Genomic DNA, 26,018 nt, shown 5'->3' with positions numbered 1-26,018 from the left:
GTCTGTCCCTTGGAATCATGCGAGGGAAATCAGACTCTTATTTTTCTTTATTATCGGTTATCTATTTTTTCAGGATACAGGTCATGGTTGGCAAGCCGATTAAAAGCGATTTCCTCCCATTTCGTTCCTGGTTTTCCGTAGTTTACATAAGGATCAATGCTGATGCCGCCGCGGGGGGTGAATTTTCCCCAAACTTCTAAATATTTTGGGTCCATGAGTTCAATAAGATCATTGGCGATAATGTTCATACAGTCTTCATGGAAATCCCCATGATTACGAAAACTGAAGAGATACAGTTTTAGCGATTTGCTTTCAACCATCCGAATGGTCGGAACATAACTAATATAAAGTGTCGCAAAATCGGGCTGGTGAGTAATGGGGCATAGGGATGTGAATTCTGGAAAATTAAATTTAACGAAATAATCACGGTTAGGATGTTTGTTCTCAAAGGTTTCAAGAAGCTTTGGGTCATAATCAAAAATGTATTGAGTGCCTTGGTTTCCAAGGTGAGAGATGCCCTCTAATTGATGTTTCGTTCTACCGTCTGACATAATAGGACCTCCTTATTAATTCAAGAAAAACAGTCACACTTTATAAGAGGTTACCTCTTATAAAGTGTGATTTCTATTCATCAGCTCGAATCTAGATTATACTAGAAATAAAAGAAAATGCCTAGCTTTTTAAAATCACACGTTTATTAAAGTCGTAAGTTTGCAAGATTTTGATGGCAAGTCTATTACAAAATGTCAGGGGGGCTAATGATGTCTAAAAAAGGTTTGGTTTTAGAGGGTGGCGGTATGAGAGGAGCTTATACAGCTGGGATATTAGAAACGCTCCTTGAAGAAGACATTTCGTTCCCTTACGTCATAGGAGTATCAGCAGGAGCTTGCGTAGCAAGTTCTTACATATCGGGCCAAAAAGGACGGAACCGACGAGTTAACATTGATTTAGTCCGGCATCCTGATTATCTCTCGTTTAAAAATATTTTAACTAAAGGACAAGTTTTCGGCATGGATTTTTTATTTGACCGAGTCCCTAGAGAATTGGATCCTTTTGACTTTGATACGTTTTATAAGAATCTTCAAGAGTTTGTTCTTGTGACAACCAATTGTGAAACAGGAGAACCTTATTATCTCAATGCGCCGATGGACAAAGAGGAGCTGCTCCTTAGCTTCCGTGCAACAAGTTCCCTTCCTTATATGGCACCGATTGTTTCGCTTCATAATCTTTCCTTGTTAGATGGCGGCTTAAGTGATCCGGTACCCATCAAGAAAGCCTTTCAGGATGGTTGTGAAAAAGTGGTTGTGGTGTTGACGAGAAATCCAGGTTATCGAAAGGATCCTTCAAACGTTCCAAAAATTTTCCGATACAAGTATCGCCATTTCCCTAAAGTCATTGATGCGATCCTGCAGCGCTATAAAGTCTACAATGAATCCATGGATTATTTAGAAGCGGCAGAGTCAAGGGGAGAAGCCTTTATCATCCGTCCTAAAGAACCGCTTAAAGTCAAACGGGTTGAGCGTAATCCCGTCAAACTAGCTGAACTGTACGAGCAAGGAAGGATGGAAATGAGACGTCAATTAGAACAACTGCAGGACTTTTTAAGCCCTACAAAAGAGAAACAGCCGGTTTAACCTGAAAAACTAACACTCTTAGGAGTCAAACAGAAGACCGCCTAATTAGAGATGTGTTTATCTAATAAATTCTTAAACGACCATTCAAGTGGTCGTTTTTGTTTAATTGTTTGAAACAAGAGGATTCTCCTGAGTGGCAGATAGGTTGGATATAATGGACGTGTTTTTTTAAAAAATAGGAAATAAAAAGGCAATTTTAAAACTTTTTCTATTGTTTTTTCGTTGTAACTATTGAGGTGACATTATGATATCAGATCGGGAATTGATTGCGGAAATTAAAACCGGAAGCAAATCCGCTATGGACGTGCTGGTAAGACGCTATTACAAACAAGTTTTTGCTTATATCTATCGGAGGGTTTTAGATAAATCCATTACTAAAGAGAGAGTAACCGAGTTGTTGGAACTTGTCCATTTAGCACCAGTAAAAAGAAAGAAAATCAAAACCTACTCTGGAGGTATGAAACGGCGCTTGGGGATTGCTCAGGCTTTATTAAACAATCCTAAAGTGTTGATTGTGGATGAACCGACAGCGGGTCTTGATCCTAAGGAACGCATCCATTTTCGCAACTTGTTGTCGGAGTTATCCAGTCAACGCATTGTCCTCTTGTCGACACACATCGTTTCGGATATTGAGTTTATTGCCAAAGAGATATTAATCCTTAAAGAAGGTCGCCTTATACATAAAAAAGATCCTCAAACACTATTAAATTTGTTGAAAGGGAAAGTTTGGACGTTATCAGTACCAGCTGATGAAGTAGCCGATTATCAAAAGACCTATAAAATTGGCAATATGGTGAGACAAGAACAATCAGTAGAACTTCGGCTTATATCTGACTCACGGGTTCATGAAGACGCCCTCATCTCGGTGCCTAATCTTGAGGATTTATATTTATATTTCTTTGATAAGGAGGATGAGTATGAGGGGGCTATTTAAATTTGAACTCATGAAACTTTTTCAACAAAAAAGTATTTATGTAGTGGGGTTCATCCTGTTTGGGTTAATTAGTTTGACAACCCCGTCTTATTCATATACCTCTGCCGATTACTATAAACCTCTTGTAGGAAAGGTTACTCCTGCTAAGATTAAACTCGTTAATAAAGAGACTGATAAACTTATATCAACTTACGGCCAAGGCTTGGTTAATATCTCTGATAAACAGCGTGAAAAATATGGAATCCTTGAAACTTTCAGTATGGAACGGCAGGTTGCCTTAAACGTTCAACAGAGGATTGGACGGTTAGACATCCAACACTCAAGAAAAGCACAATTAGAACGTTCAATGTTGGATAAACTTCATTTAGATACTTTTAATAATAATAAGGCCCCAGCTGAAACGATTGATTTCGTCAATACAATGGGATTGGTTTTTTCAGGGCTCATGATTACATTAGGACTAGCTTCTATTTTTACTAGAGAGTATGCCTCTGGTGTTGCCAATTACATTTTTACGTCTAAGCTTGGAAGGCGTACAATCGTTACAGCTAAGTTCCTTGCTGCTTTTTGTTACACCGGTTTTGTCGTCGCTATATGGGTGCTCTATGACACCGTCACTAGACTAATCCTCTTTGGGAACAGCGGATGGAGCAGTCCTATTCAATTTCTCGTTAAGTATACGAAATCTCCTTATCCTTTTACGATGCTTGAGTATTTTATCGTCCAGCTTGGGACTCATTTGTTAGCTGCAATTGGATTTGCGATTTTCGTACTCCTCATTTCTGCACTTTGTCGAAAGGTCCTTGTTTCCTTTTTGATCAGCGGGAGTGTATTCTGCTTGCCCATCGTCTGGACGAGTCTGTTGAGTCATCCAACAAATATTATAATCGACTTCAGTTATACCAATATCATGAAGGTTGAGAATCTATATATGACGTTTAAAACCTATAATCTCTTTGGGCACCCTGTCTTGCAACCCGTTGTTATACTGAGTGTCTCTGCAATCGTTTCTCTTCTGTTTTTGTGGGGGCTTTATCGTTTCATCAGGCACCGTGAGCTGCAAGTTTAATTTGCAAAAAGAATGCCTATTGATATGGATCCGTGATAAGCTAAAGATAGCAGAGAGTTGGAGGTCAGGCAGATTGCCGCGGGTCTCTCTAACGGACATTAGTTTTTATTGAAAATGGGCCATTACATTGCTTGTTAGTACCAAATTACCCGGTTAAATTAGTTAAAAACATTCATCAACCAGATGAGTAACCAAATGAAGAATAGGACTATCCAAACATGATCATTACCACATCGAGACGAGTTCAAAGTAAGTTTGTAGAAAAAGCTTATCAACTATCACATGTTTATGGTTTTTCTTATAGAGAGAGGAAGGGGCTTTCGATTGAAGCGTTTAAGGCAGCGCATCAAGAGGATATCATCGTCGTAGGGAAGGACGGTATTTCAATTGTCCCTTTGGATGAAGAGACCGCTCTCTTTTTTCACCCAAATGTCGCCATGATAAGGGCCAAGCGACTGTTGAAAGGGGAGAAAGAAGCCCTTGTTTCGATAGCTAAGCTAAAGGAAGGCATGTCGTTTCTAGACTGTACACTTGGGTTAGCGTCAGACAGTCTAGTAGCGAGTCTCGCTGTTGGACCAAACGGCTCCGTTATAGGAATAGAAGGAAACCAGCTCCTATATTTATTAGCTAGAGAGGGACTTGCTTCTTTTTCAAGCGGGAACATGACGATTGACCAAGCGATGAGGCGAATAACGGTCGTCAATTGTGATCATCTTTCTTTTTTGAAAAAGTCAGAGGATCGTTCAGTGGATGTCGTCTATTTTGATCCGATGTTTGAAACCGCGATCGCGGCTTCAAATGGAATCAATAGCATTAGAGGACAAGCCATCAGGAGTGATTTAACAAAAGAGGTTATAGAGGAAGCGAAGCGTGTAGCCAGACAACGGGTTGTTTTGAAGGATCATTGGAAGAGCCTGCGTTTTGAAAAATTAGGTTTTATACAGCATGTACGCAAAACGTCGATGTTTCATTACGGCACCATTGAGCGAGTCTGAACAAAAAGGTAACGCCGCCTCTTAAGTCATGAATCCATGACTTAAGAGGCGGCGCTTTTTTGTACGATCAGAAACCTAGAATTCCACTTACTGTTAGAAGAGAAACAATGAATCAGAAGTTGAATCTTTGACTGAACCTATCGTTAATAGTTATCTGACGCGAAGTCTTATCACAGTCGATGACCAGGTAACACAGGCTCAATCTAAAGGGTTAACGGATTCTTTCCCCGTCAATTCTTTTAGCATGGAAACAATCAATTGGATTTCTTGCTCGATATCGTGAAGGCTTACCGTTTCAACAGGGGAATGCATATAACGAAGCGGCAGCGATACAAGCGCTATCGGGACGCCTTTACCGGTTAAACGCATCCGGTCGGCATCCGTCCCTGTCATACGAGGAGTCAGTTCATATTGAACGGGAATGGCCTCACGATTAGCGGCTCTTTCCAATAAGGCATTAATTTTATGATTAATAGGGGCACCTTTGGCAAGAACAGGTCCGCCATCTAGATTAATCTCACCGTGCTTGTTTGTATCAACACTCGGATAATCCGTTGCAAAGGTCACATCACAGGCAATGGCGAAGGTTGGCTCTAAGCCGGCTGCTGCAAAATAAGCGCCTCCCATGTTGGTTTCTTCATTGACAGTGCTCGCCGCATAAACGCCGATGGTCGGACGATCCTCTGCCAGTCGACGCAAGACTTCCGCGACAATAAAAGCACCTGTGCGATTATCCAGGCCGCGTGCACTTAGACGATTATTTTCTAAGTATTCATAGGTTCTTGTATAAACAATCGGGTCACCTATGTGAACTCGGTCCTGAAGCTCTTCCTTAGTGCGTGCCCCGCAATCTATGTAAATATCTTCAATTTCCAGATCATCCTTCACGCCGCCATGATGCTCTGCGTTTGCGCCAATCACGCCGACGACCGTTTCGCTTGCACCGAGGATTTGTACCTTCATCCCAATGGCTGGTTTTGGACTAATCCCGCCAAGTTTTTCAACATAAATAAAACCTTGCTCATCGATTCGTTTGACCATAAAACCTATTTCATCACAGTGTCCCGCTAAGAGGACTTTGAAATCGGCTTCAGGATTAATAGAGGCTATGACATTTCCCGCACCGTCTGTGGTTACTTGGTCGGCAAATTGTGAGACTTCATCTCGCCATAATTTTTGAATAGTGACTTCATTACCAGAAGGGGAGGGAGTAGACAATAACTGTTCGAGAAATTCTTTCTTCACTAATGAATCGACTCCTTTTCATATTACTTTCACTTTACTCTATCATAAATAACGACTGACGGCACATATTCTAATCGAATTGACCCGAGCGTGCGTCACGAGAGGCATTAAGATGTTTGTTGAATCTTTTAATAAGAATCTTTAAACTAAAAGTGAAATAATTAAATAGGTTGCTTGATATAAGAGAGTGGTGAGATCGATATGAAGAACGAAGAAAAGGACACGAAGATGTTATTGATAAGTGAGGAGCTTGAAAATTATATTTATTATACCCATCACTTTGATGACATGATTTCACGGCATTTTATTGAAACGGGTGAATGGGTGTATATCTCTCCATCTTCCGAACGCCTGCTTGGTTACGACCAAGCCCAATTGCACAACAGGCGGTTTTATGAACTTATTCATCCCGAAGACCGAGAAATGACGATCGCTTTTTTAAAACAATCTCGTAAAGATTTTGATAAAATATGTTATCGATTAAGGCGTTTTGAGGGCGATTATCTATGGGTGGAATCCACTTTTAAAAGACGTGTTTTTGAAAAGTGCGAAGAGTGTTTTATGGTGACACGTAACATTACTGAAATAAAACTTGCTGAAGAGAACCTCAAGGAAAGCGAAAAGAAATATCGTGCTTTAGTTGAGTATTCCCGCGATACAATAGGTATTTTATCACCTGGAGGGGATTGGATCTATATAAACGAAACAGGCAAACGCCTATTCGGTGTGACGCGTCAGGAAGAGATTATTGGCCGCTTTTTCCCTGATTTTGTTTCCCCGGGGGATCGTGATGACCTCATCAATTATATAGTGAAGCACCAGCGCGGTGAAGTGCATCGTCCCATTGACTTCAATGATGTAAAAATTATTAGACAAGATCACATGCTTCGTTATACAGATATAAAAATGATTCCAAATACATACAAAAAACGTAAGACCTTGCAAATTATGATTAATGACATAACCGATCGAAAAAAAACCGAAGAGATGCTCCAAAACGCTGAAAAGCTTACCGTTGTTGGACAGCTTGCTGCAGGGATTGCCCATGAAATTCGTAATCCTTTGACAGCCATCAAAGGCTTTACACAGCTTCTTCGCAATCAAATTAATCCGAACTACGCTGAGGTGATCCTTCAAGAATTAGATCGTATTGAGAGTATTGTCAGTGATTTACTTATTTTAGCTAAACCTCAGGCGATGAAAATGGAGACATGCGACCTTATTGATCTAATTAATCGAACGCTAATCTTATTAAACTCACAAGCGATTATGAACAATGTCATGATTCATCTTAATAGTCATTATGAAGAGTTGTTTATCGATTGCGAACCAGATCAGTTAAAACAAGTCTTTATTAATTTTATTAAAAATTCGATTGAAGCGATGCCTGATGGCGGGACAGTTGTGATCGATGTTCAAAAGTATGCCAATGTGGTACAACTTGAATTTGTGGACGAGGGGATGGGAATTCCACAAGACCGATTAGCCAAAATTGGTCAGCCATTTTATAGTACCAAAGAAAAAGGGACAGGATTAGGGATGATGATCTGTCAACGAATTATTAAAAATCATAAAGGGACAATGACGATTCGCAGTGAAGTCGATAAGGGAACGACTATTCAATTAAAGCTTCCTATTAATTTATCAAAATAAACCGACCTTTGGAGGCGCGCTGTTAGACATTTGTCCCCGGTATTCCTTATGATAGAAAGACTTACTTAATCTATAAATTGAATGAGGGCTATTATGACACAAAGATATACACGCTTAGAACGTTTTCGTCCGATCGGAGTGGACGGCGTGAAAAGGCTTCGAGAGGCTCACGTCGTTATTATTGGGATGGGAGCACTTGGAGCCTCTCAAGCAGAGATGCTTGTGAGGTCAGGTATCGGCAAGCTTACAATCATTGACAGAGATTATGTGGATACGACTAATCTACAGCGTCAGCAGCTCTATACTGAGCAGGATGTGAAAAGACACTTACCGAAAGCCTATGCGGCAAAGAACCATTTAGAGGCGATCAATTCAGAGGTGGAAATTGAAGTAGCCATTGAGGATCTTTTTAGCGGTAACGCAGATCGGCTCTTATCAAATGCGGATCTTTTGCTGGATGGAACCGACAATTTTGAAACGCGCCAACTCATTAATGATTTTAGTCATCGGCACGGAATTCCTTGGATATACGGTGCCGCTACCGCAAGCTATGGCGTTATGATGCCAATTATTCCGGGTAAAACGCCGTGCTTTCATTGCTTATTCTCCCATCAGATGGTTGCCGGTGAAACCTGTGAAACCGCTGGGATTATTGGACCAGCCGTGCAAATGACCGTCGCTCTTCAACTGTCAGAAGCGATGAAGCTTCTGACCGGCCATTCTGAAGCGATCCGCCACGGTTTAACAACGTATGACATCTGGAAAAATGAACAAACCACCATTCGGCTGGATGGGCTGAAAGTTCCGCATTGCCCAACTTGCGGGGTGAATCCTTCCTATCCATTCCTTAAAGGTGACTATGAGAGTAAGACGGCTGTTCTTTGCGGAAGGGAAACGGTTCAAGTTCGCCCAACTGCTTTTAATGAGAGGCAATATACGTCGGTCGTCCAATCGCTAGAAAAACTTGAGATGATCCGGAGAACAAATGATTTTCTCACACAATTTGAAGCCGACGGACATATCGTCGTGTTGTTTAAAGACGGCAGAGCCTTAATTCATGGCACATCTGATCCTTTAATCGCCAAAAATCTTTATCAACGCTATGTTGGCAGCTAAGAACACTCCATTAGTTTTGGTAGTCTATTGAGGGAAGGCTCTGTGCATACGGATCTATCGCCAACCAGGTTAAGAATCGTGAGCAATGAGGGGTTGCCCACCAATTTGGACGCCGCCACGTGAAAAATCGTGCGCAAGTGGCAGTCCTATCCATTCATCAAGATTTCAGCTTAGTGCTGGAATCTTTTTTGCCTTTCGCTCATTCAACACAAAGTAGTCGAAATAGTTAAAGTATTGTTTGACACATCTTACAAGATGGTGCTACGCTTAATATAAAAAGTGCTATCGTTTTCACAGTTTATTTAAGAAAGGATCGATCTCTATGCCTGGCATGTCGATGTCTGTTTCTCCAAGCCACTTCTGGCAGCTTGGTTTTTTTGAATTGTGGCATCCGGTTTTGTTCGTCATTTTAGTAGCCATAGGGTTTGTCTACATAAGAACTGTTCAGCGTCACGAGAAAAAGCCAGTGATCACTAAGACGATCTCATTTAATTTAAGTTTATTGATGTTCTATTTTTCAGAAGGCAGTCCTCTTAGTGCTTTGGGTCATCACTTTTTATTCAGTGCTCATATGCTTTCTATGTCCGTTACGTATTTTATCGTACCTCCACTATTCTTAGGAGGCATTTATGAGTGGATGATTGTTCCACTTGTGAAGAGGTCTGCATTCAAGAGATTTATAAATTTCATGACAAACCCCATCCTTGCCGTGAGTCTTTTCAATTTACTTTTATCGTTCTACCATGTCCCTGTTATTTTTAATTTGATCATGTCCAAAATGGCGTATATGAATTTATCCTTAGTTTTATTGCTTTTCTTCGCGTTTGTCATGTGGTGGCCTATTGTTCAACCGACACTTGAGACTCGGTCTCTAACTGAGCTCCAAAAGCTGGGGTATGTTTTTGTGGCAAGCATTCTTCTTACACCTGCCTGTGCCATGATCACATTTGCAAATAGTTTCTTATATTTGAAGACCGCAACTGAACCCACTTTTTTTGCTAATTTTTCACCGATGGAAGACCAGTCAACGGGCGGGGTCGTGATGAAGGTGACGCAAGAGCTTGTCTTTATTTGTACGTTTGCCTATATTTTCTTTAAGTGGTCGAAAAGAGAAAAGCCTGAACTTGAGAATGATTTAAATCCAAAGCTAACGAGTATCAAACAACAGCTTCCATCATTTCGAACCAAATAACGACTTATAAAAGTCAGCCGGTCTAAAGGCTGGCTTTTTTTAATTTAAAAGGGGAATCCGCGCGGGATTGTTCAGAGCTATTTAGAATTTTTAGCATCATTTCTTGGATTTCTCCAAGATTCTTGAGACCTTTTGGGCGAGGGTTACGCTTTTCCCATGAGCTTCAGAGGATCTCTCTTTTCCCTTTTAGAAATTCACCCAAATATGCCTATATCTTTATTTGTGAAAAAGTGTCAAACTGTGGACAAATGTCTCATACCTATAAAAGAGACAACCTTTTATGGGGGAATTCATGTGGACGTCCGAAAGTTTTTTGCGTTGATTGGTGCTTCTATTGTGATCTCTGTAGGCATTAATGGTTTTCTGATCCCTTATGAATTTTTGGACGGCGGTATGATTGGGATCGGTCTTATTTTGAATTATGCCTATGGGATAAAGGCGGGCTTAGCTATACTGCTTTTAAGCTTACCTATATATGTTTATGCTCTGATCAAGGAGAGAGGATTATTTATTAAAAGTGTCCATGGGTTACTCTTAACCTCTCTGTTGATCGACGCCTTCGCTCCTTTAAGTGATGAAATCTTTGTCCCGCCGCTTTTAAGTGCCATTCTTGGAGGCTTGCTTGTCGGCGCAGGGATCGGCCTAATGCTTCGATACGAGACGAGCACAGGTGGTTTAGATTTACTCGCTTTATTCCTATCAAAAAAAGCAGGGATTAATGTGGGAATTCTCATCTTTTCATTTGATTGTTTGGTGCTGTTAACCGGTCATTTTTTAATAGGGATTCCACTGACCTATTCAATCATTGTCGTTGCCTGTGTGGGCAGTATGACGTCATGGGTAACGGTGGTTCATCCCGATCACTGGTTCTCCTTCCGAATGAAATCCTAGTAATTTCTTACCTTTTCTATTAAAACGAGCATGAATCGATGATACGCTTCATAGAATGTGATAAGCCTATAAAAACATCAAGATTCATTGACCGTGATAAATTAGTAGAAGAGGACGATGCAGGATGCTAACACCTTTGCCAATTAAACAAAGAGAACTGTCGACCCGTTCGTTAATCTGGCAAATCCCCGTCACCGTTATAAGTCTATTTATTCTCATTGGCGTCATGACGACTCCTTTATTCCAACGCTTTTTTTATTTGGACTTTGTGGATCAGGCCTTACATTCGGTTAAAGCGGAGCCTTTGGTAGAACTGATGGGGGCTGAAAATCCAGTCTTTGATCATGCCTTACCGAAAAACTATGAAACCTTTCATTTTTCTAAGTTCGCTTTGCAAACGGTGACTCATATTAACCTGGAAGATGAGCGAAGTCTGTTGGGCAATGAACTTCCAGGCTTCGCTTTATACGATACACATATTGTTGTGGCAGGAGAGGGCACGAACTATACCAATGTTCCGAACGATACACCACCTTCGCTCGATTATATTCTTAAGCAGCAACAACAAGATTTTAATCAAAATTCATCGGATACGGATTCAAATGGACAGTCATCTCACAAACCGAGCACGACCAATGTAAAAGGTGCTCAAATCTTGCTGTATTCCACACATTCTTGGGAAAATTATTTGCCTTTAATTGGTAAAACAGGGGATCCGGTTGCTGATGACGCAGTTGGATCAGGTTCTAAGCTTCAGGGTGTCCATCTTGTTGATACTTGGTTAAAAAATGATTTAGAGTCAGAAGGAATCGGGACAGATGTTAATTATCAAGATGCCGCAACCGTCCTTCATGAGCACAATTGGAATACAAACCAGGCCTACACGGCATCTCGTTCAATTGTTGAAGACGCCGTCAAGAGCGGAAAACCTTATAAACTTATCATTGATATTCATAGAGATTCTGCCCGTGAAAATGTGACAACCGCGCAAATTAATAATAAGCGTTATGCGCGTGTGGACTTGGTTATTGGAACGGCGGACCCTCATTATCAACAAAATGAGGCCATTGCACAGAAATTAAATGATGCAATGAATAAAGAATACCCAGGTCTTTCAAGAGGGATATTTGCAAAAGGGCTATCTGAGGGTAATGGTGTTTATAATCAGGATCTTTCTACTCACGCTCTTTTGTTCGAAATTGGCGGTGTTGATAATAACGAAACCGAATTGAAGAATACGGACGCTGCTCTTGCGAAGATCATTAGCGAGTACGTCAAATCTGGGAGTTGACGCAACAGGCGGACTTGGACAAAACATTGTCAAGCCTGAACCCCAGAATATAGGGTAGATATCCAAGCATATTAAAACACCTCCGCGTAAGATGTATGGAACGATTGACATCTTAATAAGGAGGTGTGTACATGGGACCCGATCATTACTATAACTTAATTCAAAACGAACACATGAATAAACCTGTTCAAATCCGAACTCACGATGGAGCCGTTCACAGAGGGGTTGTACGACAAGTAGATCGAACACATGTTTATCTTGAACCATTAGATGGTGCGGATGGCGGCCCGATGATGGATGGACCAGGCGTTTACTGGTATGGCTGGGGATTTGGATGGCCAATCGCATTAGCCTCCATTGCTTGGATTGCTGCCTTACCATTTTTATTCTGGTAACCCATTCCATTGCGCGTTAAAAAGCTCAGATCTGATTGTAGTTGAAAAAAGAGAAGGCGTTCATCATTCTATTAAAAATTAAAAGGTGCTCTCCCGGTTGCATGACTTGTTTTCGACTAATAAAACGAAGAACTTGGTAACAGGATTGCCAAGTTCTTTGTTATGAAAAACATCTATAATTGCTCAGGAATTTAGTTCATTGTATATTTAAGTAGAATCGCTTTTAATCACTTTTAATCATTTTGCGAACGTATAGGAGGCACCTATGCCTTATTTACCGGACTATCTCAAACATGATTTAACCATTTTATTTATAGGTTTTAACCCTAGTATTAAGTCTGGGGAATCGGGTCATCATTATGCCAACCCGACGAATCGTTTTTACAAACTGCTTGAACAATCCGGACTTCTACTTAAACGAATTCGTCCAGAAGAGGACAGCACACTTCTAAATTATGGGTATGGACTTACTAATATTGTGGAAAAACCAACCCGCGCGGCGTCCGACCTCACAAAAGCAGATTATGAAGCGGGTCGAGACGTGCTTTTAAAGAAACTTATCATCTTTAAACCGAAAATAGCTTGTTATGTAGGCAAAGGTGTTTACGAACGGATGACGTCAAGACGCCCCATTCCTTGGGGGAAGCAAACCCCATCATTAGTGCCCCATACGATTGATTTTGTCGTGCCCTCTTCAAGCGGGCTAGTCAGGATGCCTTTTGAAGAAATGGTAGAATTTTATTCAAGCTTAAAAGAAGAGGCCGATCACTTAAACTAGTCATTTTTTGATGGATTCTCTTGACTTGAGCTTTTTTTCATGTTACATATTGTTTATTCAATTTAAAATTAGGACGTTGATGGAATTTAGTAGTGAGCCAGTTCCCTGCTTTAGAGAGCCGACGGGGGTGCAAGTCGGTGCATAATTGGTCCATGAATTACCTTCCGGAGTCACTGCCATGAAAACAAGTCAGTAGTGGCAGTCGGTTTATCAAGCCGTTATCCATTTTGAGCGGAGGCTAAAATTTTATTTTGTGGCCTCAAGAAGGATGGTACCGCGTGCACAGCGCTCCTTTATGGAGGGTTGTTTTTTTGTGTTTACAATTAATTAGAATGCGCTGGATTTGAGAGAGGATGTGGAGAGATGAATTTATTACAGGACTTAGAAAATAGAGGACTTCTCTATCAGGTTACGGATCGTGAAGCATTGGAGAAGCTTCTAGAGGAAGAGAAAATTGCCTTATATTGCGGGTTTGATCCGACTGGAGATAGTCTTCATATCGGCCACCTTGTCACCATTGTCACCATGAGGCGTTTTCAGCTTGCTGGGCATACGCCAATCGCACTTGTCGGTGGAGGTACAGGCATGATCGGTGACCCGAGCGGCCGTTCTACCGAGCGGAATCTCAATGAGTTGTCGATTGTACAGGAGTGGAGCGAAAAGATTAAGAGACAATTAATGAAGTCACTTGATTTTGATGGGGAAAGTCCAGCGAAGATGATGAATAACTATGACTGGTTAGGCAAGTTGTCGATGATTGAATTTCTTAGAGATGTTGGGAAGCATTTTCCTGTCAATTACATGCTTAACAAGGATTCCGTTACCTCACGAATGGAAAATGGGATCTCGTTTACCGAATTTAGTTACATGATTTTACAAGCCTATGATTTCCTTAACCTCTATGAGAAAGCAGGCTGCCGTCTCCAAATTGGAGGCAGTGACCAATGGGGAAATATAACAGCCGGTCTTGAACTCATTCGCCGAAATGGTCATGAAGCACCTGCGTTTGGCGTGACCTTCCCGCTCATTACAAAGAGTGACGGTACTAAATTCGGGAAGACAGCAGGTGAAGCGATTTGGTTGGATCCAGAAAAAACAACCCCTTATGAGTTTTACCAGTTCTGGCTCAATACAGAAGACCGCGATGTGATTCGGTTTATTAAATACTTCACCTTCATTTCAGAAGAAGAAGTGGCGGCACTTGAAAAAGAAGTCGAAACGGCACCGGAGAAGCGTGTCGCCCAGCGACGATTGGCAGAAGAATTGACGATCTTTGTTCATAGTGAGGAAGCCTTGCAACAGGCGGTTCGAATTACCGAGGCTCTCTTCAGCGGCGAATTGTCCGAATTGACCGCTTCGGATATTAAACAAGGGTTTAAACAATTCCCAACTTATCAAGCAGAAACGAAAGAGGAAATCGGGTTAATTGATTTACTCGTTTCAGCAGGTGTCGTGTCTTCCAAGCGTCAAGCTCGTGAAGATATCCAAAATGGAGCAGTCTATGTAAACGGCCATCGTATAACCGATGTTCAGTACACCGTTACCGCCGCTGACAGAATCGAGGATCAATTCACGATCATCCGCCGAGGCAAGAAGAAATACACGTTAATTAAATACTAATCAGAAAAAAGCCTTCATTTTATTAAATAAATCGTTTCGATAACGTGAAGACGATCTAAACTCGCCGTATTGGTGACCACTAAAAGCTTGGGGTTCCTCCCAAGCTTTTGTTTTTAATAGGAGACGCTAATGCGGTGTTGATCAATAAGCGGAGAAACTTCTCTTAAATAGGAAATCGTGCTGAAAACCGCCTAAATAGACGGAGGAATTCCGCTTATTGACTCCAGAAAGCGCGGTTGGGAGTCCTTTTGCCATGCTTAAGCGGAAAATCTCCGCTTATATAACCGCACTCGAGCATGATTCTACTGTATAACCGGAAATCCTCCGCTTATTTCTGGTTACTCGATTGCCTGCTTTAGTAAAACATCAACCAAATAATGTGCAAGTCGACAACACCAATGGCATTGGTCAAAATGCGAAGCTCCAACGCACCAAAAAGTGTTGCCGAAACCGGAAAAAGGGTGCGATGGTTTTTTTAGTTGCGCTCGCTTTTGCTGGCTGGCTAATTTTAGAGCCCCAATCGTGCTGCGATTGGGGCTCTAATTTAGTCTAATATTGGGTATGTTTTTCCACTGGAATGGTTCATAGTGGAGGTTTATCCTTTTTCTTGCAGCAGGCTGAACCGCTTTTGAACGGCAATTAGTCGGATGAATAAGGTGACCGCTCCGACAGCGAGACCTGTAATTAACCCAATCCAATAACCGTATGGACCCAGAGAGGTTTTATGAGCTAAAAAAATTCCAACAGGCAAGCCGATAAGCCAGAAGGAGATGAGGGTCATGACAAAGGTGATGTTAACATCTTTATAACCCCTTAATGAACCTTGGATCGGCGCTTGAATGGCATCAGATAATTGAAAGAAAATCGCAAATACAAGAAAATGAGAGGCCATCCGTAAAACTTGCGGGTCCGTTGAATAGAGTCTTGAAATCGGTTGATTAAAGCGCAATAAGATAAAGGCAAAGAATAAGGCAAAGAGAATGGCGATCCCAATACCAATGAAACTATATGTTCTAGCCTCTGAGTAGCGTCTGCCTCCTGCTTCAAACCCAACCGCAATCGTTAAGGCCATTGAGACACTCATCGGAACCATATATAAGAACGATGCGAAGTTAAGAGCCGCCTGGTGGGCAGCAACAATTATCGTGCTGTATTCACTCATTAAGAGTGTAAAGACTGCAAAAATACTCGTTTCAAAAAATACCGAGAACCCAATTGGAAGACCTAGTTTTAATAGTTCTTTCCAAGCTAAAAAAGAGGGTCGGGGGAGCTTGCGAAAGACTTGATAATGGTGAAAATCCTTTAGAGTAATAATACATATAATAGCAATTGCCATGATCATCCAATACGTGATGGCCGTAGCGACACCTGCCCCAACACCACCAAGCTTTGGAGCTCCCCATTTCCCAAAGATGAAGAGGTAGTTGAACAGCGCATTAATGGGTAATCCCAATAGACTGATCAGCATGGATAATCGAGTGAGACCATGCGCATCGATAAAACCGCGAAGGACATTATAGGCAAACAATGGAATAATCCCGGCTGATAGTGCGACTAAATAGCGCCAGGCAATGTCATGAACTTGACGGCTAAGCCCCATTTGATTGAGCAGGGGTTCTAATACGAGACTTCCAATACCGAAAAGAATGATCGCAATCGTAACCGACAGATAAAGGGCTTGGTGCAGTTTCCCAGGAATGGGGTTGGTTTCTTTAGCTCCTATAAGCTGGGAAAGAATCGGGGTAAGGCCAAGAAGAATTCCGCTTAATCCTGTATAGACTGGCATCCAAATATTTGACCCAATCGCGACACCTGCTAGATCAGCGGCACTAGCATGGCCGGACATGACAGTATCGAAGAACGTCATGGCATACATCCCGCATTGGGTAATGAGGATGGGAATAAGAAGACGTATTAACAAGCGGATTTTTTGAAAGGTTGTTTTTGTTTTATACATGTGAACCATCCTGTCGTGAAGTGAACTTAAGGCAATTGTTTAGTATACCATAAGTGCTTAGAATTTGTTTGCATTCACTTAATCAACCGACCATCCGTCAGGTCTATTTATTTCGGTTTTAGTTTGGTTAATGATATAATTCAGTGTGGAAAGGCATTTCAATTAATAAAACTTGGTTTATAGCAGCGGTAGAAAATATAGATGAAACAGGAGTGGCGAGGCATGAAAAATCGTCTCTATTATCAAGACGCCTACATACATACGTTCGAAGCAGAAGTGGTTCACCGAGGACTTGATGAGAACAGTAATCATTATGTCATCTTATCTAACACTGCTTTTTATCCAACGGGAGGCGGCCAACCGTGTGATCTCGGGACTCTTAATGATGTTAAGGTCGTTGGAGTTGAAGTGGTTGAAGGGGAGATTTATCACTATCTAGAGAAACCGCTCCCTGACGAAGAGCAGCATGTTTTTGGCGTTATTGATTGGGACAGACGCTTTGACCATATGCAGCAGCATGCGGGTCAACATATCTTATCAGCAGCTTTTCAAGACTTATTTGGTTATAAGACCGTCAGTTTTCATTTAGGTAAAGAGAGTGTGACAATCGATCTCCAAACTCCTAATGTTTCAAAAAAGGAGCTTGAAGTGGCTTTTCAGAAGGCGAATGAGATTGTCTTCCATAATGAACCTATTTTGACAAAGTGGGTAGAACCGGATGAGCTCAGTCATTATCCGTTAAGAAAGCCGCCTAAAGTGACGGAAGATATTCGATTAGTGATCATTGAAGGGGTGGACTACAATGCCTGCGGCGGAACTCATCCAAGGCGTACAGGCGAAGTTGGTCCAATTCAATTGTTGGGGACCGAACGGATGAAAGATAACGTTCGTATTTCCTTTCTTTGTGGTTGGCGCGCGATTAAAGCGTTTCAGTCAAAGCATGACATTCTTCGCCGATTAACGCATTCCTTCAATCGACCGGAAGAAGAACTCTATTCTACTATTGAACAGGCTTTTCATGAACAAAACAGATTAAAGGCAGAATTGGCTAACGTAATGGCGACACTCCTTGATCAAGAGGCCATTTCACTCATTGAGTCAGCAGAGGGATTAGAAAACGGATGTAAATTGATTGCTCGCTTTTATATCGACCGTCCTTTACAAGAGCTCCAACAATTATCTCATTCAATAAAAGATCATGATCCTAATACGATTATTTTACTGACAGTATTAAATGAGAATAAGCTCCAATTGATCGCCTCAAGAGGCAAAGACGTTTCTCAGGACATGAATAAAATGGTTAAGAGTGTTCTTCCTCTTATTAACGGAAGAGGCGGAGGAAAAGCCGACCATGCCCAAGGCGGCGGGGAAGCGGTCATGACTGCTTCCGCTCTATTGGAGCATTTAAAACGTGCCATTATAGGAAAGGAGGCTGTCTTATGAAGGCCATTGATAAAGAAGCTGTTCAGGCAGCATTAGATAAATGGGTAGGAGAGCCGTTATATTTACATCTTGAAACAACCAATGGTGCTTATACTGGATTTAATGAAAATCGGTTATCAGTAGGTGCTTATATCCGGAATGGGAAAATCAATTATTCACGTGGGAAAATCACAGGGAATGGCCCCTACCGAGTGGGTCTTAAGATTGATTTAGGCTGGGTATATGGAGAAGGTCTAACCGATTGGGAAATCGATGATAAAGGGCGCCTTTTGCTTGCGGGGCATCATGATGATGGAAAGCTTGCCGCTGCTCTTGAGCTTAGCAAAGAACCTTTTTAACAAATGATCAATCATTAGAGTGGATCGTGAATGTTTTGACAGTATTTGAGCTAGGGGGTAGTTGAATGGAGAAGTCAGTCTTAATCGCTTTTCCGCATCCCGATGATGAAGCGTTTGGGGTAGCGGGCACGATTATACAGTATACACAAGCTGGAATACCCGTCACCTATGCATGTGGGACGCTAGGTGAAATGGGTCGTAATATGGGTCAGCCTTTTTTTGCCACAAGAGAATCGCTTCCTGAAATTAGAAAAAAAGAGCTTCAGGACGCTTGCAAGGTCATGGGGATTCAAGATTTGCGCATGATGGGACTTCGTGATAAAACGGTGGAGTTTGAGGATGAAGAAGAAATTGCTGAACGCATTCGCGCCATCATTGATGAAATTAATCCATCACTTGTGATCACGTTTTACCCTGGGTTTGCTGTGCACCCTGACCATGATGCGTTCGGGTCAGCCGTTATCCGCGCGGTTATGAGTATGCCAGAGGAAACTCGTCCTAAGGTCTATTGCAAGGCTTTTTCAAAGGATTGTGTTGAAATTTTAGGAAAACCTGATATTCTTCATGATGTAACTGAGGTACTGGATCAGAAAGTAAAAACGATCGCGGCTCATCGATCGCAAACCGAAGCGTCAATTAAGCAATGGACGCCGAAGCTCGCTGAAGAAGATCCCGAGCTTTTACAATGGCTATGCAATGAAACATTTTGGACCTATAAAGGAAAATTGATTGATTAACAGGCAGAGCTCTGAGCTCCGCTTGTTTTTTCTTTGTTTAGTGTACTAAAAATTGATAAGTATTTATTGTGTCCAAGGAGATGATGGGTGAGGCTTAAATCAGTCACCTCTAAGTTCCTTGTGAGGCGGCCCACGTGACAATGGCGATGGCGGCGACCGTGGTGGCAGTTTGTGCGATTCTTTTTTTCGTTGTATACGCGGACACATGTCAACTCACCCTATTAGTAAAAGTATAGAAGCGGGGTCATTGGATGAAGCTAGGATGCCATGTCAGTATTAAGGACGGTTATCTCGGTGCGGCGAAGAGAGCCTATAGCTTAGGAGCAAACGCTTTTCAATATTTTCCAAAGAATCCGCGCAGTCTTGGCGTAAAATCTTTTGATCGGCATGATGCCAAGCAATGTGCTGAATTTTGTGCAGCTGAACAAATGGTCTCAATCGCTCATACACCGTACCCGACCAATATAGCCGCAACAGGAGAGAAGGAAACAGCGGTCGTTGAGTCTTTATTGAATGACCTGGATATTGCCGACGCTTGCGGATCTTTTGGGATCGTGGTGCATTTCGGCTCAGCCAAAGGCGATCTCTTACAGGGCTATCAACAAATGCTAAACGTTTTAAATCAGGTGCAGGCACAGTGGGAGGGGCGTTCATTAATTTTAATTGAGAATATGGCAGGTAAAGGGGACCAGCTTGGAATGACCATGGAAGAATTGATTAAAATTCGTGAGCTTACTAATTATCCAGAGAAAATTGGGTTTTGCTTGGATACCTGTCATGCTTTTGCAAGTGATCTGTGGAATGGAAGGAATTGGAACGCGTTTGTCGATAAGGGGCGTGAATTGGGATTTATCGAACAGGTTAAAGCCATCCATTTTAATAATTCGTTTTATCCAAACGGCTCAAGGAAGGATCGCCATTCACCCATTGTAAAAGGTGAAATCCATGCAGAGGCGATGAAAGAAATCCTTCTTCATGCAGAATTTGCTGACGTCCCATTTATTTTGGAAACACCGAATACTGAAAAAGACTCGCATCAACAAGAAATTGAGTGGATGAAGCAAGTTGCAGGAAACTAATGAGTGATCCTGGAATCTTTTTTTATTCGATATTTTTTGAAAATACTAGCTGAATAGAGGTGGGTTCGTTATAGTTAGATTATAAAAATAGGAAAAGGGGGAAGCGAAATGCCACAGAATTTGGGGTCTAATTATTATAAGGAAACGATTGATTTACAAAATATTGCTGGATTGGAATCCAGGTTTATCGCATTATTAGATACTCCTTTAAGATCCTCGTCTGATTTAGAAAACTGGTTAGAAGATGAACAGCGGCTTATCGATCAGATACAAGAGATCATGACTGGTCATGAAGTAGACTTTTACCGTGATACGGAGAACGAGGAAAAACAAGCTAAATACCGGCATGATCAACAGACGGTACAACCTTTATTATTGAACTTTCAGGCTAAGCTCGATCGGAAAATTTGTGAGTCCCCTTATATTAATGAACTAGATGAGGCGCGTTATGGTTTAATGCGCCAGGTTCGTCAGACAAAGGTGGAATTATTTAGAGAAGAAAATATCCCGTTACAAGTTCGCGAGCAGGAATTAGGAGCAAAGTATAGTGAAATCATGGGAGGCTTAACCATTGAATGGGACGGTGAAGAAAAGCCTTATCCATTCGTTCAATCTCTGTTAGACAGTTCTGATCGTTCAATTAGAGAAAAAGCATTTCGTGCCATAGCATCGGCTCATCGCGAGATCAAGCCTGAAATGGATGTCCTCATGGATGAACTGATCAAACTTCGACACGAAATAGCACTTAATGCTGGATTTGATAATTATCGAGATTATATGTTTACTTATAAAAATAGAGAATTCACTGTTGAAGAATGCTATCGGTTCCATGAGAATGTTGAATCGCATATCATCCCTGCGTGGAATCGCTTAGCAGAAGTATTTAAAAAGGAACTGGGTGTTGATACATATAGACCGTGGGATGCGACCGCAAAGCTGCTAAAGAACCCTCCGTATACAGACATTGAGGATTTAATGGACGGAGTGGCGGGAATGCTTGAGAAGACGGATCCTTATTTTGCTGAACGTTTTCAGTTTATGAGAGACAATGACCTGCTCGATCTAGGTGGTCGAAAAGGGAAAAGCCCTGGAGGTTTTTGCACGGGTCTACCTGTTTCAAAAAATTCGTTTGTCTTCGCCAATTTTAGTCCATCCTTTTTTGCGTTAATTGCGCTGATCCATGAGATGGGTCATGCTGTTAATAGTTATTTACAGTACGAAAAAGGGGAAACGCTTGCTGAATATAAATGGCGTGCTGAAGTGGCAGAGCTATACTCTCACGGGATGGAACTGCTATTGCTTGACAAACTGGATACGTTTTACCCAGACCCCGATGAATTCAAAAGGGCACAGCGGGAGGAGCTCCGCCGGGCGTTTACCATGTTGTTCGGTCCGCTGTCGGGTGATCTTTTTCAACATTGGATGTATACGCATCCGAATCATACTGCGAAAGAGCGTGATGCGAAGTACTTAGAACTACTAAAACGGTATGGTCTAAGTCCTGTTGATATTTCTGGTTTTGAAGAGTATGAGGCAGGGAGTTGGCTGGATACGATTCATTTTTTCCAATACCCGTTTTATGTGATTGAATACTCTATTTCCATGCTTGGTGCTTTACAACTCCTTGAACAGTACCGCTCGAATCCTGAAGCAGCTATTAATTCGTTTAAACAAGGAGCAAGCGCAGATTATAACCAATCTATTGCAGCGATCTATGCTGAAACCGGTGTCGCTTTTGATTTCTCAGAACCGATAGTCAAACAGATGGGTGAATTTCTAGAAGAGGTTATTAAAGAACTAAAATAGCTCCGAGTTTTCCCCGACTGACCTGTGTGAATCTAAGACGCAGGTCAGTCGTTTTAAAACCACGAATCATTAGCCCCTCAATAAGAAATTATTTATGGTAAAATAAGGTGATTTGAAGGAGTGATTTTATGGATTTGGGATTATCAAATAAGAGTGTTATAGTAACTGCCGGGAGTAAAGGGCTTGGGTATGCGACAGCCTTGGAGTTTGCAAAAGAAGGGGCCCACGTTACGATTGCGAGCCGGGACGCGGAGCGCATTCAATCGGCCAAAGCCGCGATTGAAAAAGAAACAGGAAACAAACAAATCGAAGCGGTTGTCTGCGATATGACGGATCATCAGGCTATCTTAGATTTGGTAGAGGGTGTCGTTAAACGGCATGGCACAGTCGATGTTCTAGTGAATAATTCAGGCGGGCCGAAAGCAGGACGATTTGAGGATTTAACGGATGAAGATTTTCAAACGGCATTTGAACTGAACCTTTTAAGCTTTGTTCGTACCATTCGAGCTGTGTTGCCTTACATGAAACAACAACGTTCTGGCCATATTCTCAACATTGCGTCCTCCTCCATTAAAGAACCTATCGCTTCATTACTTTTATCGAACACGTTTCGAACAGGCTTAGTAGGGCTTTCGAAAACATTATCACAGGAGTTCGCTCCATCTAATATTTTAATCAATACAATTGGTCCAGGACGAATTGCGACCGATCGTGTACGTCATCTCGACGAAGTGATCGCAAAGGAAAGACAACTTGATCTTGGATTTATTCAAAAGGAACAAGAAGCCCGCATTCCAATTGGTCGGTATGGACAACCGGATGAATTGGCCCGAATTGCTGTTTTTCTCTGTTCAGAGGCGAATACTTACATGACAGGGCAAGCTTTATTGGTGGATGGTGGAATGGTTAAAGCTCTATAAACTACTTTAAAAAGCGATGGGTGAGTCACGATTAACAACTCACCCATTTTTATTTTGGCATGGCGAATCGCATCCATACAATGCTGTTATTGTGAACCGTGGACCTAAAGTATTAGAGGAGAGGGCAATTCAGTCCTCAATCGCTTTTACATTTAAGTTGGCGTGTCTATCACACGGCTTAATCGAATGAAATTAATGAATAAGAGACGAGTACTGAGCAATCGAAGTCTCTGAATCGGTTAGGGAATGCGTGTCCCAATTGACGAGACCGCTAGCTGTTAAGAAGTCATTTCCTAAAATGGCCTCAAAGCCGTAGCGATGATAGATCGAGCCAATCTGGTGACGAAACCCATACAGCGTAACCTCATCAAAAGTCAAAGAAGGTGTCACTTGTTCGACACAACAATCGCTTCTTCCACCAATTCCTATCATGAAAACAAGGCGGCCTTTTTTTCGATCAGGAACTAGCCCTATCTTCTCGACAACATCTGTATCAAAAATGGTCATGACGCAACCTGTATCCAATAGAACGTTTTTTAATAAGAGGCTCTTATTCTGATAGGTAAGCGTCAAACGCGCAATAGCAAGACCTGATTCAGTTGAGATATGCATCATCCATCTTCCTCTTCTATTACTTGTTTCTTTAGTCTATTAATCTCCTTTCTTTTCTATGACTATGATTAGGTTTTACGGTGATTGGTTGCAAGAGAGGACTTTTGGATGACTGTATTAACAAGTTCATAAATTGAAAGCGCTTTACACTATATGCGTACTCTTTTATAATTTTAATTATAGAAGCTTCTGGAAGGGGTGGGTAAGTTGACTCAAACAAGTGCGAAAAAGCTATGGGAGCCATCAGAGGAGCAATTAAAGATGGCAGCGTTGACTCAATACATGAATTGGTTAAATGAACAAAAGGGTTTAGCCTTCACTTCTTACCATGATTTATATCAGTGGTCGGTTACAGAGCTTGCGACTTTTTGGGGAACGATGTGGGATTATTTTAATATCCAATCAACTAAGCCTTACCAGGAGGTGTTAGCAAAAGAAGAGATGCCTGGTGCGGTTTGGTTTCCAAATACGGAACTGAACTATACAGAACATGTTTTTCGGAACAGTGGGCCACGCGATGCGATTATTTATGCTTCAGAGCTTCGACGTCAAGAAACCATTACTTGGGATGAGCTTGAGAAACAAGTAGCGGCATTTGCGGCTGCTTTAAAAGAAAATGGGATTCATAAAGGCGACCGGGTGGCAGCCTATATCTCGAATATTCATGAAGCGGTCATTGCGTTTTTAGCTTGTGCAAGCCTTGGCGTCATTTGGTCGAGTTGTTCTCCAGAATTCGGCAGTCAAAGTGTGATTGACCGCTTTAAACAAATTGAGCCCAAACTTTTGATCGCAGTCGACGGCTATCGGTATGGTGGCAAAGATTTTAATCGTATGGATACCGTTCATGCGATTCAAGCGGCCATTCCCTCTATTAAGAAAACCGTTTTGATTCCTTATTTAGTCCAAGGGGAAGAATTGGTTATCAATAAGACCGAAACCGATTGGGATGCCTTTCTGTCCCCGCACCTTGGAAAACCGCTAAACTATGAGCGCGTTCCATTTGATCACCCGTTATGGATTCTCTTTTCATCTGGAACGACAGGAATTCCAAAGGCGATTGTACAAGGTCATGGTGGCATCCTTCTCGAGCATTTAAAGGCCCTTTCCTTACACACTAATTTAGATAAAAAGGACCGTTTTTTCTGGTATACAACAACGGGTTGGATGATGTGGAATTTTCTTGTTGGCGGTCTGTTAACGGGCTCTTCCATTATTTTATATGATGGCAATCCTGTCTATCCGGATCCCAATCGTTTATGGAGGCTTGCGGAGGAAACGGAGATGACTGTCTTTGGAACAAGCGCAGGCTTTTTAACACAATGTATGAAATCAGGCATCACACCTGGTCAATCCTTTGATCTGAGTCAATTAAAAGCGATTGGATCGACAGGATCTCCCTTACCTCCAAGTGGGTTTGAATGGGTGTACCAAGAAGTGAAAGAGGATCTACTGCTTGCTTCTGCAAGCGGCGGGACCGATGTTTGTTCCGCTTTTATATTAGGCTGTCCGATCTTGCCTGTTTATTCGGGTGAACTTCAATGCAGAGGACTCGGCTGTTCCATTGAAGCATTTGATGAAAAGGGTGAGAAAACCTCTGAAATTGGTGAACTCGTTTTAACTAAACCGATTCCCTCAATGCCTATTTATTTTTGGAATGATCCGGATGGTGAACGCTATAAAGACAGTTATTTTGATAAGTATCCGGGTATTTGGCGGCATGGTGATTATTTACAAGTGACCGAGCGAGGCGGCTGTATCATATACGGGCGGTCTGATGCGACGATTAATCGCGGCGGCGTGCGAATGGGGACGAGTGAAATCTACAGTGCGGTTGAAAAACTCCCAGAAGTGCGTGATAGTTTGATCGTGGACATTCATCTTGAGGATGATCGTTCAGTCATGCCTCTCTTCGTCGTTCTTGAGGAGGGAGAGGGACTGGAGGAGGACTTGATGAGACGAATTAGACAGGTCATTCGTGAAAACTGTTCTCCAAGACATGTCCCAACTGATATCATAGAAGTCTCGGATATCCCACGTACTATTAATGGTAAAAAACTAGAAGTGCCGGTTAAAAAAATCTTAACGGGAGTTCCTATTGATAAAGCGGCTAATCCAGGCTCCTTAAGCAATCCCGAAACCCTTAATTTGTTTGTGGAACTCGGATTAGAGCTTGGGACAATTAAATAATTGAACTAGAAAACAGGGATTCGAGCAAAACTCTGCATTATTGCGTTCCCTGGTGTTTGAAAAGGCTGACATGGAGGAGGCGGCAAACCGTCACCTCTTCAGTCAGCTTAAAAAAGACTGAAAATA

The 26,018-nt window shown here is 41.9% G+C and carries 23 protein-coding genes and 1 other annotated feature; of the genes, 19 read left to right on the top strand and 4 right to left on the bottom strand.

The window, feature by feature from the left end:
* Positions 1-50: 50 nt before the first annotated feature.
* Entirely contained in the window at positions 51-551 is a 501-nt protein-coding gene (queF, locus tag PU629_RS11760; RefSeq protein WP_275280261.1) for a preQ(1) synthase, read from the bottom strand.
* 210 nt (positions 552-761) lie between these two features.
* Between queF and PU629_RS11755 the strand changes: the two genes are divergently transcribed.
* The 4 genes from PU629_RS11755 to PU629_RS11740 all read left to right on the top strand — a co-directional run bounded on the left by PU629_RS11755 (position 762) and on the right by PU629_RS11740 (position 4,632).
* On the top strand, positions 762-1,634 hold the full coding sequence (locus PU629_RS11755; protein ID WP_343076281.1) for a patatin-like phospholipase family protein: 873 nt from the start codon (positions 762-764) through the stop codon (positions 1,632-1,634).
* 244 nt (positions 1,635-1,878) lie between these two features.
* Positions 1,879-2,568: an ATP-binding cassette domain-containing protein gene (locus PU629_RS11750; protein WP_275280259.1), complete on the top strand. Its 690-nt coding sequence runs from the start codon at positions 1,879-1,881 to the stop codon at positions 2,566-2,568.
* On the top strand, positions 2,552-3,637 hold the full coding sequence (locus PU629_RS11745) for an ABC transporter permease subunit (RefSeq protein WP_275280258.1): 1,086 nt from the start codon (positions 2,552-2,554) through the stop codon (positions 3,635-3,637). The genes PU629_RS11750 and PU629_RS11745 overlap by 17 nt, the downstream gene beginning before the upstream one ends.
* A 218-nt stretch (positions 3,638-3,855) precedes the next feature.
* The gene (locus PU629_RS11740; protein WP_275280257.1) at positions 3,856-4,632 is read left to right on the top strand and encodes a class I SAM-dependent methyltransferase; all 777 of its coding nucleotides are present in this window, start codon (positions 3,856-3,858) and stop codon (positions 4,630-4,632) included.
* 198 nt (positions 4,633-4,830) lie between these two features.
* On the opposite strand, the gene PU629_RS11735 is transcribed toward PU629_RS11740, so the two are convergent.
* Positions 4,831-5,877: a M20/M25/M40 family metallo-hydrolase gene (locus PU629_RS11735; RefSeq protein WP_275280256.1), complete on the bottom strand. Its 1,047-nt coding sequence runs from the start codon at positions 5,875-5,877 to the stop codon at positions 4,831-4,833.
* Between the two features lie 201 nt (positions 5,878-6,078).
* On the opposite strand from PU629_RS11735, the gene PU629_RS11730 reads away from it, so the two are divergent.
* The 8 genes from PU629_RS11730 to tyrS all read left to right on the top strand — a co-directional run bounded on the left by PU629_RS11730 (position 6,079) and on the right by tyrS (position 14,813).
* A complete protein-coding gene (locus tag PU629_RS11730) occupies positions 6,079-7,530 on the top strand; it encodes a PAS domain-containing sensor histidine kinase (protein WP_275280255.1) in 1,452 nt (483 codons plus the stop codon).
* 93 nt (positions 7,531-7,623) lie between these two features.
* Positions 7,624-8,646, top strand: coding sequence for a ThiF family adenylyltransferase (locus tag PU629_RS11725; protein WP_275280254.1), 1,023 nt, complete (start codon positions 7,624-7,626; stop codon positions 8,644-8,646).
* Positions 8,647-8,968: 322 nt separating this feature from the next.
* On the top strand, positions 8,969-9,838 hold the full coding sequence (locus PU629_RS11720) for a cytochrome c oxidase assembly protein (protein WP_275280253.1): 870 nt from the start codon (positions 8,969-8,971) through the stop codon (positions 9,836-9,838).
* Between the two features lie 294 nt (positions 9,839-10,132).
* Complete coding sequence (locus PU629_RS11715; protein WP_275280252.1) at positions 10,133-10,729, top strand: YitT family protein; 597 nt, start codon at positions 10,133-10,135, stop codon at positions 10,727-10,729.
* Between the two features lie 136 nt (positions 10,730-10,865).
* Positions 10,866-12,020: a stage II sporulation protein P gene (gene spoIIP / locus PU629_RS11710; RefSeq protein ID WP_275280251.1), complete on the top strand. Its 1,155-nt coding sequence runs from the start codon at positions 10,866-10,868 to the stop codon at positions 12,018-12,020.
* A gap of 131 nt (positions 12,021-12,151) precedes the next feature.
* Positions 12,152-12,415, top strand: coding sequence for a hypothetical protein (locus tag PU629_RS11705; protein WP_275280250.1), 264 nt, complete (start codon positions 12,152-12,154; stop codon positions 12,413-12,415).
* Positions 12,416-12,680: 265 nt separating this feature from the next.
* Complete coding sequence (locus tag PU629_RS11700; protein ID WP_275280249.1) at positions 12,681-13,193, top strand: mismatch-specific DNA-glycosylase; 513 nt, start codon at positions 12,681-12,683, stop codon at positions 13,191-13,193.
* A gap of 67 nt (positions 13,194-13,260) precedes the next feature.
* Positions 13,261-13,489 (top strand) — a binding site (T-box leader).
* A 67-nt stretch (positions 13,490-13,556) separates the two neighbouring features.
* On the top strand, positions 13,557-14,813 hold the full coding sequence (gene tyrS / locus PU629_RS11695) for a tyrosine--tRNA ligase (RefSeq protein WP_275280248.1): 1,257 nt from the start codon (positions 13,557-13,559) through the stop codon (positions 14,811-14,813).
* 595 nt (positions 14,814-15,408) lie between these two features.
* Here the strand turns inward: tyrS and PU629_RS11690 are convergent.
* Positions 15,409-16,770, bottom strand: a complete 1,362-nt coding sequence (locus PU629_RS11690) for an MATE family efflux transporter (protein ID WP_275280247.1) — start codon at positions 16,768-16,770, stop codon at positions 15,409-15,411.
* Positions 16,771-16,992: 222 nt separating this feature from the next.
* Between PU629_RS11690 and PU629_RS11685 the strand changes: the two genes are divergently transcribed.
* The 6 genes from PU629_RS11685 (at position 16,993) to PU629_RS11660 (ending at position 23,093) form a co-directional block, all read left to right on the top strand.
* Positions 16,993-18,213, top strand: coding sequence for an alanyl-tRNA editing protein (locus PU629_RS11685; protein WP_275280246.1), 1,221 nt, complete (start codon positions 16,993-16,995; stop codon positions 18,211-18,213).
* Positions 18,210-18,551: a YojF family protein gene (locus PU629_RS11680; protein ID WP_275280245.1), complete on the top strand. Its 342-nt coding sequence runs from the start codon at positions 18,210-18,212 to the stop codon at positions 18,549-18,551. Before PU629_RS11685 ends, PU629_RS11680 begins: the two co-directional genes overlap by 4 nt.
* A 65-nt stretch (positions 18,552-18,616) precedes the next feature.
* Positions 18,617-19,288 carry a bacillithiol biosynthesis deacetylase BshB2 gene (gene bshB2, locus PU629_RS11675; RefSeq protein ID WP_275280244.1) on the top strand — a complete coding sequence of 224 codons (672 nt, stop codon included), beginning with the start codon at positions 18,617-18,619 and terminating at the stop codon, positions 19,286-19,288.
* Between the two features lie 251 nt (positions 19,289-19,539).
* Positions 19,540-20,367 carry a deoxyribonuclease IV gene (locus PU629_RS11670; protein ID WP_275280243.1) on the top strand — a complete coding sequence of 276 codons (828 nt, stop codon included), beginning with the start codon at positions 19,540-19,542 and terminating at the stop codon, positions 20,365-20,367.
* A 108-nt stretch (positions 20,368-20,475) separates the two neighbouring features.
* Entirely contained in the window at positions 20,476-22,173 is a 1,698-nt protein-coding gene (locus PU629_RS11665) for a M3 family oligoendopeptidase (RefSeq protein ID WP_275280242.1), read from the top strand.
* Positions 22,174-22,301: 128 nt separating this feature from the next.
* Positions 22,302-23,093 (top strand): SDR family oxidoreductase, encoded by a 792-nt coding sequence (locus tag PU629_RS11660; protein WP_275280241.1) that lies wholly within the window; start codon positions 22,302-22,304, stop codon positions 23,091-23,093.
* Positions 23,094-23,285: 192 nt separating this feature from the next.
* Here PU629_RS11660 and PU629_RS11655 read toward each other — a convergent pair whose 3' ends face one another.
* Positions 23,286-23,708, bottom strand: coding sequence for a pepsin/retropepsin-like aspartic protease family protein (locus PU629_RS11655; protein ID WP_275280240.1), 423 nt, complete (start codon positions 23,706-23,708; stop codon positions 23,286-23,288).
* A gap of 258 nt (positions 23,709-23,966) precedes the next feature.
* Between PU629_RS11655 and PU629_RS11650 the strand changes: the two genes are divergently transcribed.
* Positions 23,967-25,892, top strand: a complete 1,926-nt coding sequence (locus PU629_RS11650; protein ID WP_275284408.1) for an acetoacetate--CoA ligase — start codon at positions 23,967-23,969, stop codon at positions 25,890-25,892.
* Positions 25,893-26,018 lie beyond the last annotated feature (126 nt).

The sequence above is a fragment of the Pullulanibacillus sp. KACC 23026 genome (genome assembly GCF_029094525.1).
GTDB lineage: Bacteria > Bacillota > Bacilli > Bacillales > Sporolactobacillaceae > KACC-23026.
Note: the sequence above shows the minus strand (reverse complement) of the source record. Positions and strands in the feature narration are given on the sequence as shown.

Coding starts and splice junctions, on each gene's coding strand:
- PU629_RS11690 (WP_275280247.1), bottom strand. CDS start 16,770: ATGTATAAAACAAAAACAACCTTTCAAAAAATCCGCTTGTTAATACGT.
- queF (WP_275280261.1), bottom strand. CDS start 551: ATGTCAGACGGTAGAACGAAACATCAATTAGAGGGCATCTCTCACCTT.
- PU629_RS11660 (WP_275280241.1), top strand. CDS start 22,302: ATGGATTTGGGATTATCAAATAAGAGTGTTATAGTAACTGCCGGGAGT.
- PU629_RS11650 (WP_275284408.1), top strand. CDS start 23,967: ATGGCAGCGTTGACTCAATACATGAATTGGTTAAATGAACAAAAGGGT.
- tyrS (WP_275280248.1), top strand. CDS start 13,557: ATGAATTTATTACAGGACTTAGAAAATAGAGGACTTCTCTATCAGGTT.
- PU629_RS11700 (WP_275280249.1), top strand. CDS start 12,681: ATGCCTTATTTACCGGACTATCTCAAACATGATTTAACCATTTTATTT.
- PU629_RS11750 (WP_275280259.1), top strand. CDS start 1,879: ATGATATCAGATCGGGAATTGATTGCGGAAATTAAAACCGGAAGCAAA.
- bshB2 (WP_275280244.1), top strand. CDS start 18,617: ATGGAGAAGTCAGTCTTAATCGCTTTTCCGCATCCCGATGATGAAGCG.
- PU629_RS11745 (WP_275280258.1), top strand. CDS start 2,552: ATGAGGGGGCTATTTAAATTTGAACTCATGAAACTTTTTCAACAAAAA.
- PU629_RS11755 (WP_343076281.1), top strand. CDS start 762: ATGTCTAAAAAAGGTTTGGTTTTAGAGGGTGGCGGTATGAGAGGAGCT.
- PU629_RS11740 (WP_275280257.1), top strand. CDS start 3,856: ATGATCATTACCACATCGAGACGAGTTCAAAGTAAGTTTGTAGAAAAA.
- PU629_RS11685 (WP_275280246.1), top strand. CDS start 16,993: ATGAAAAATCGTCTCTATTATCAAGACGCCTACATACATACGTTCGAA.
- PU629_RS11720 (WP_275280253.1), top strand. CDS start 8,969: ATGCCTGGCATGTCGATGTCTGTTTCTCCAAGCCACTTCTGGCAGCTT.
- PU629_RS11730 (WP_275280255.1), top strand. CDS start 6,079: ATGAAGAACGAAGAAAAGGACACGAAGATGTTATTGATAAGTGAGGAG.
- PU629_RS11670 (WP_275280243.1), top strand. CDS start 19,540: ATGAAGCTAGGATGCCATGTCAGTATTAAGGACGGTTATCTCGGTGCG.
- PU629_RS11725 (WP_275280254.1), top strand. CDS start 7,624: ATGACACAAAGATATACACGCTTAGAACGTTTTCGTCCGATCGGAGTG.
- PU629_RS11705 (WP_275280250.1), top strand. CDS start 12,152: ATGGGACCCGATCATTACTATAACTTAATTCAAAACGAACACATGAAT.
- PU629_RS11655 (WP_275280240.1), bottom strand. CDS start 23,708: ATGATGCATATCTCAACTGAATCAGGTCTTGCTATTGCGCGTTTGACG.
- PU629_RS11665 (WP_275280242.1), top strand. CDS start 20,476: ATGCCACAGAATTTGGGGTCTAATTATTATAAGGAAACGATTGATTTA.
- PU629_RS11680 (WP_275280245.1), top strand. CDS start 18,210: ATGAAGGCCATTGATAAAGAAGCTGTTCAGGCAGCATTAGATAAATGG.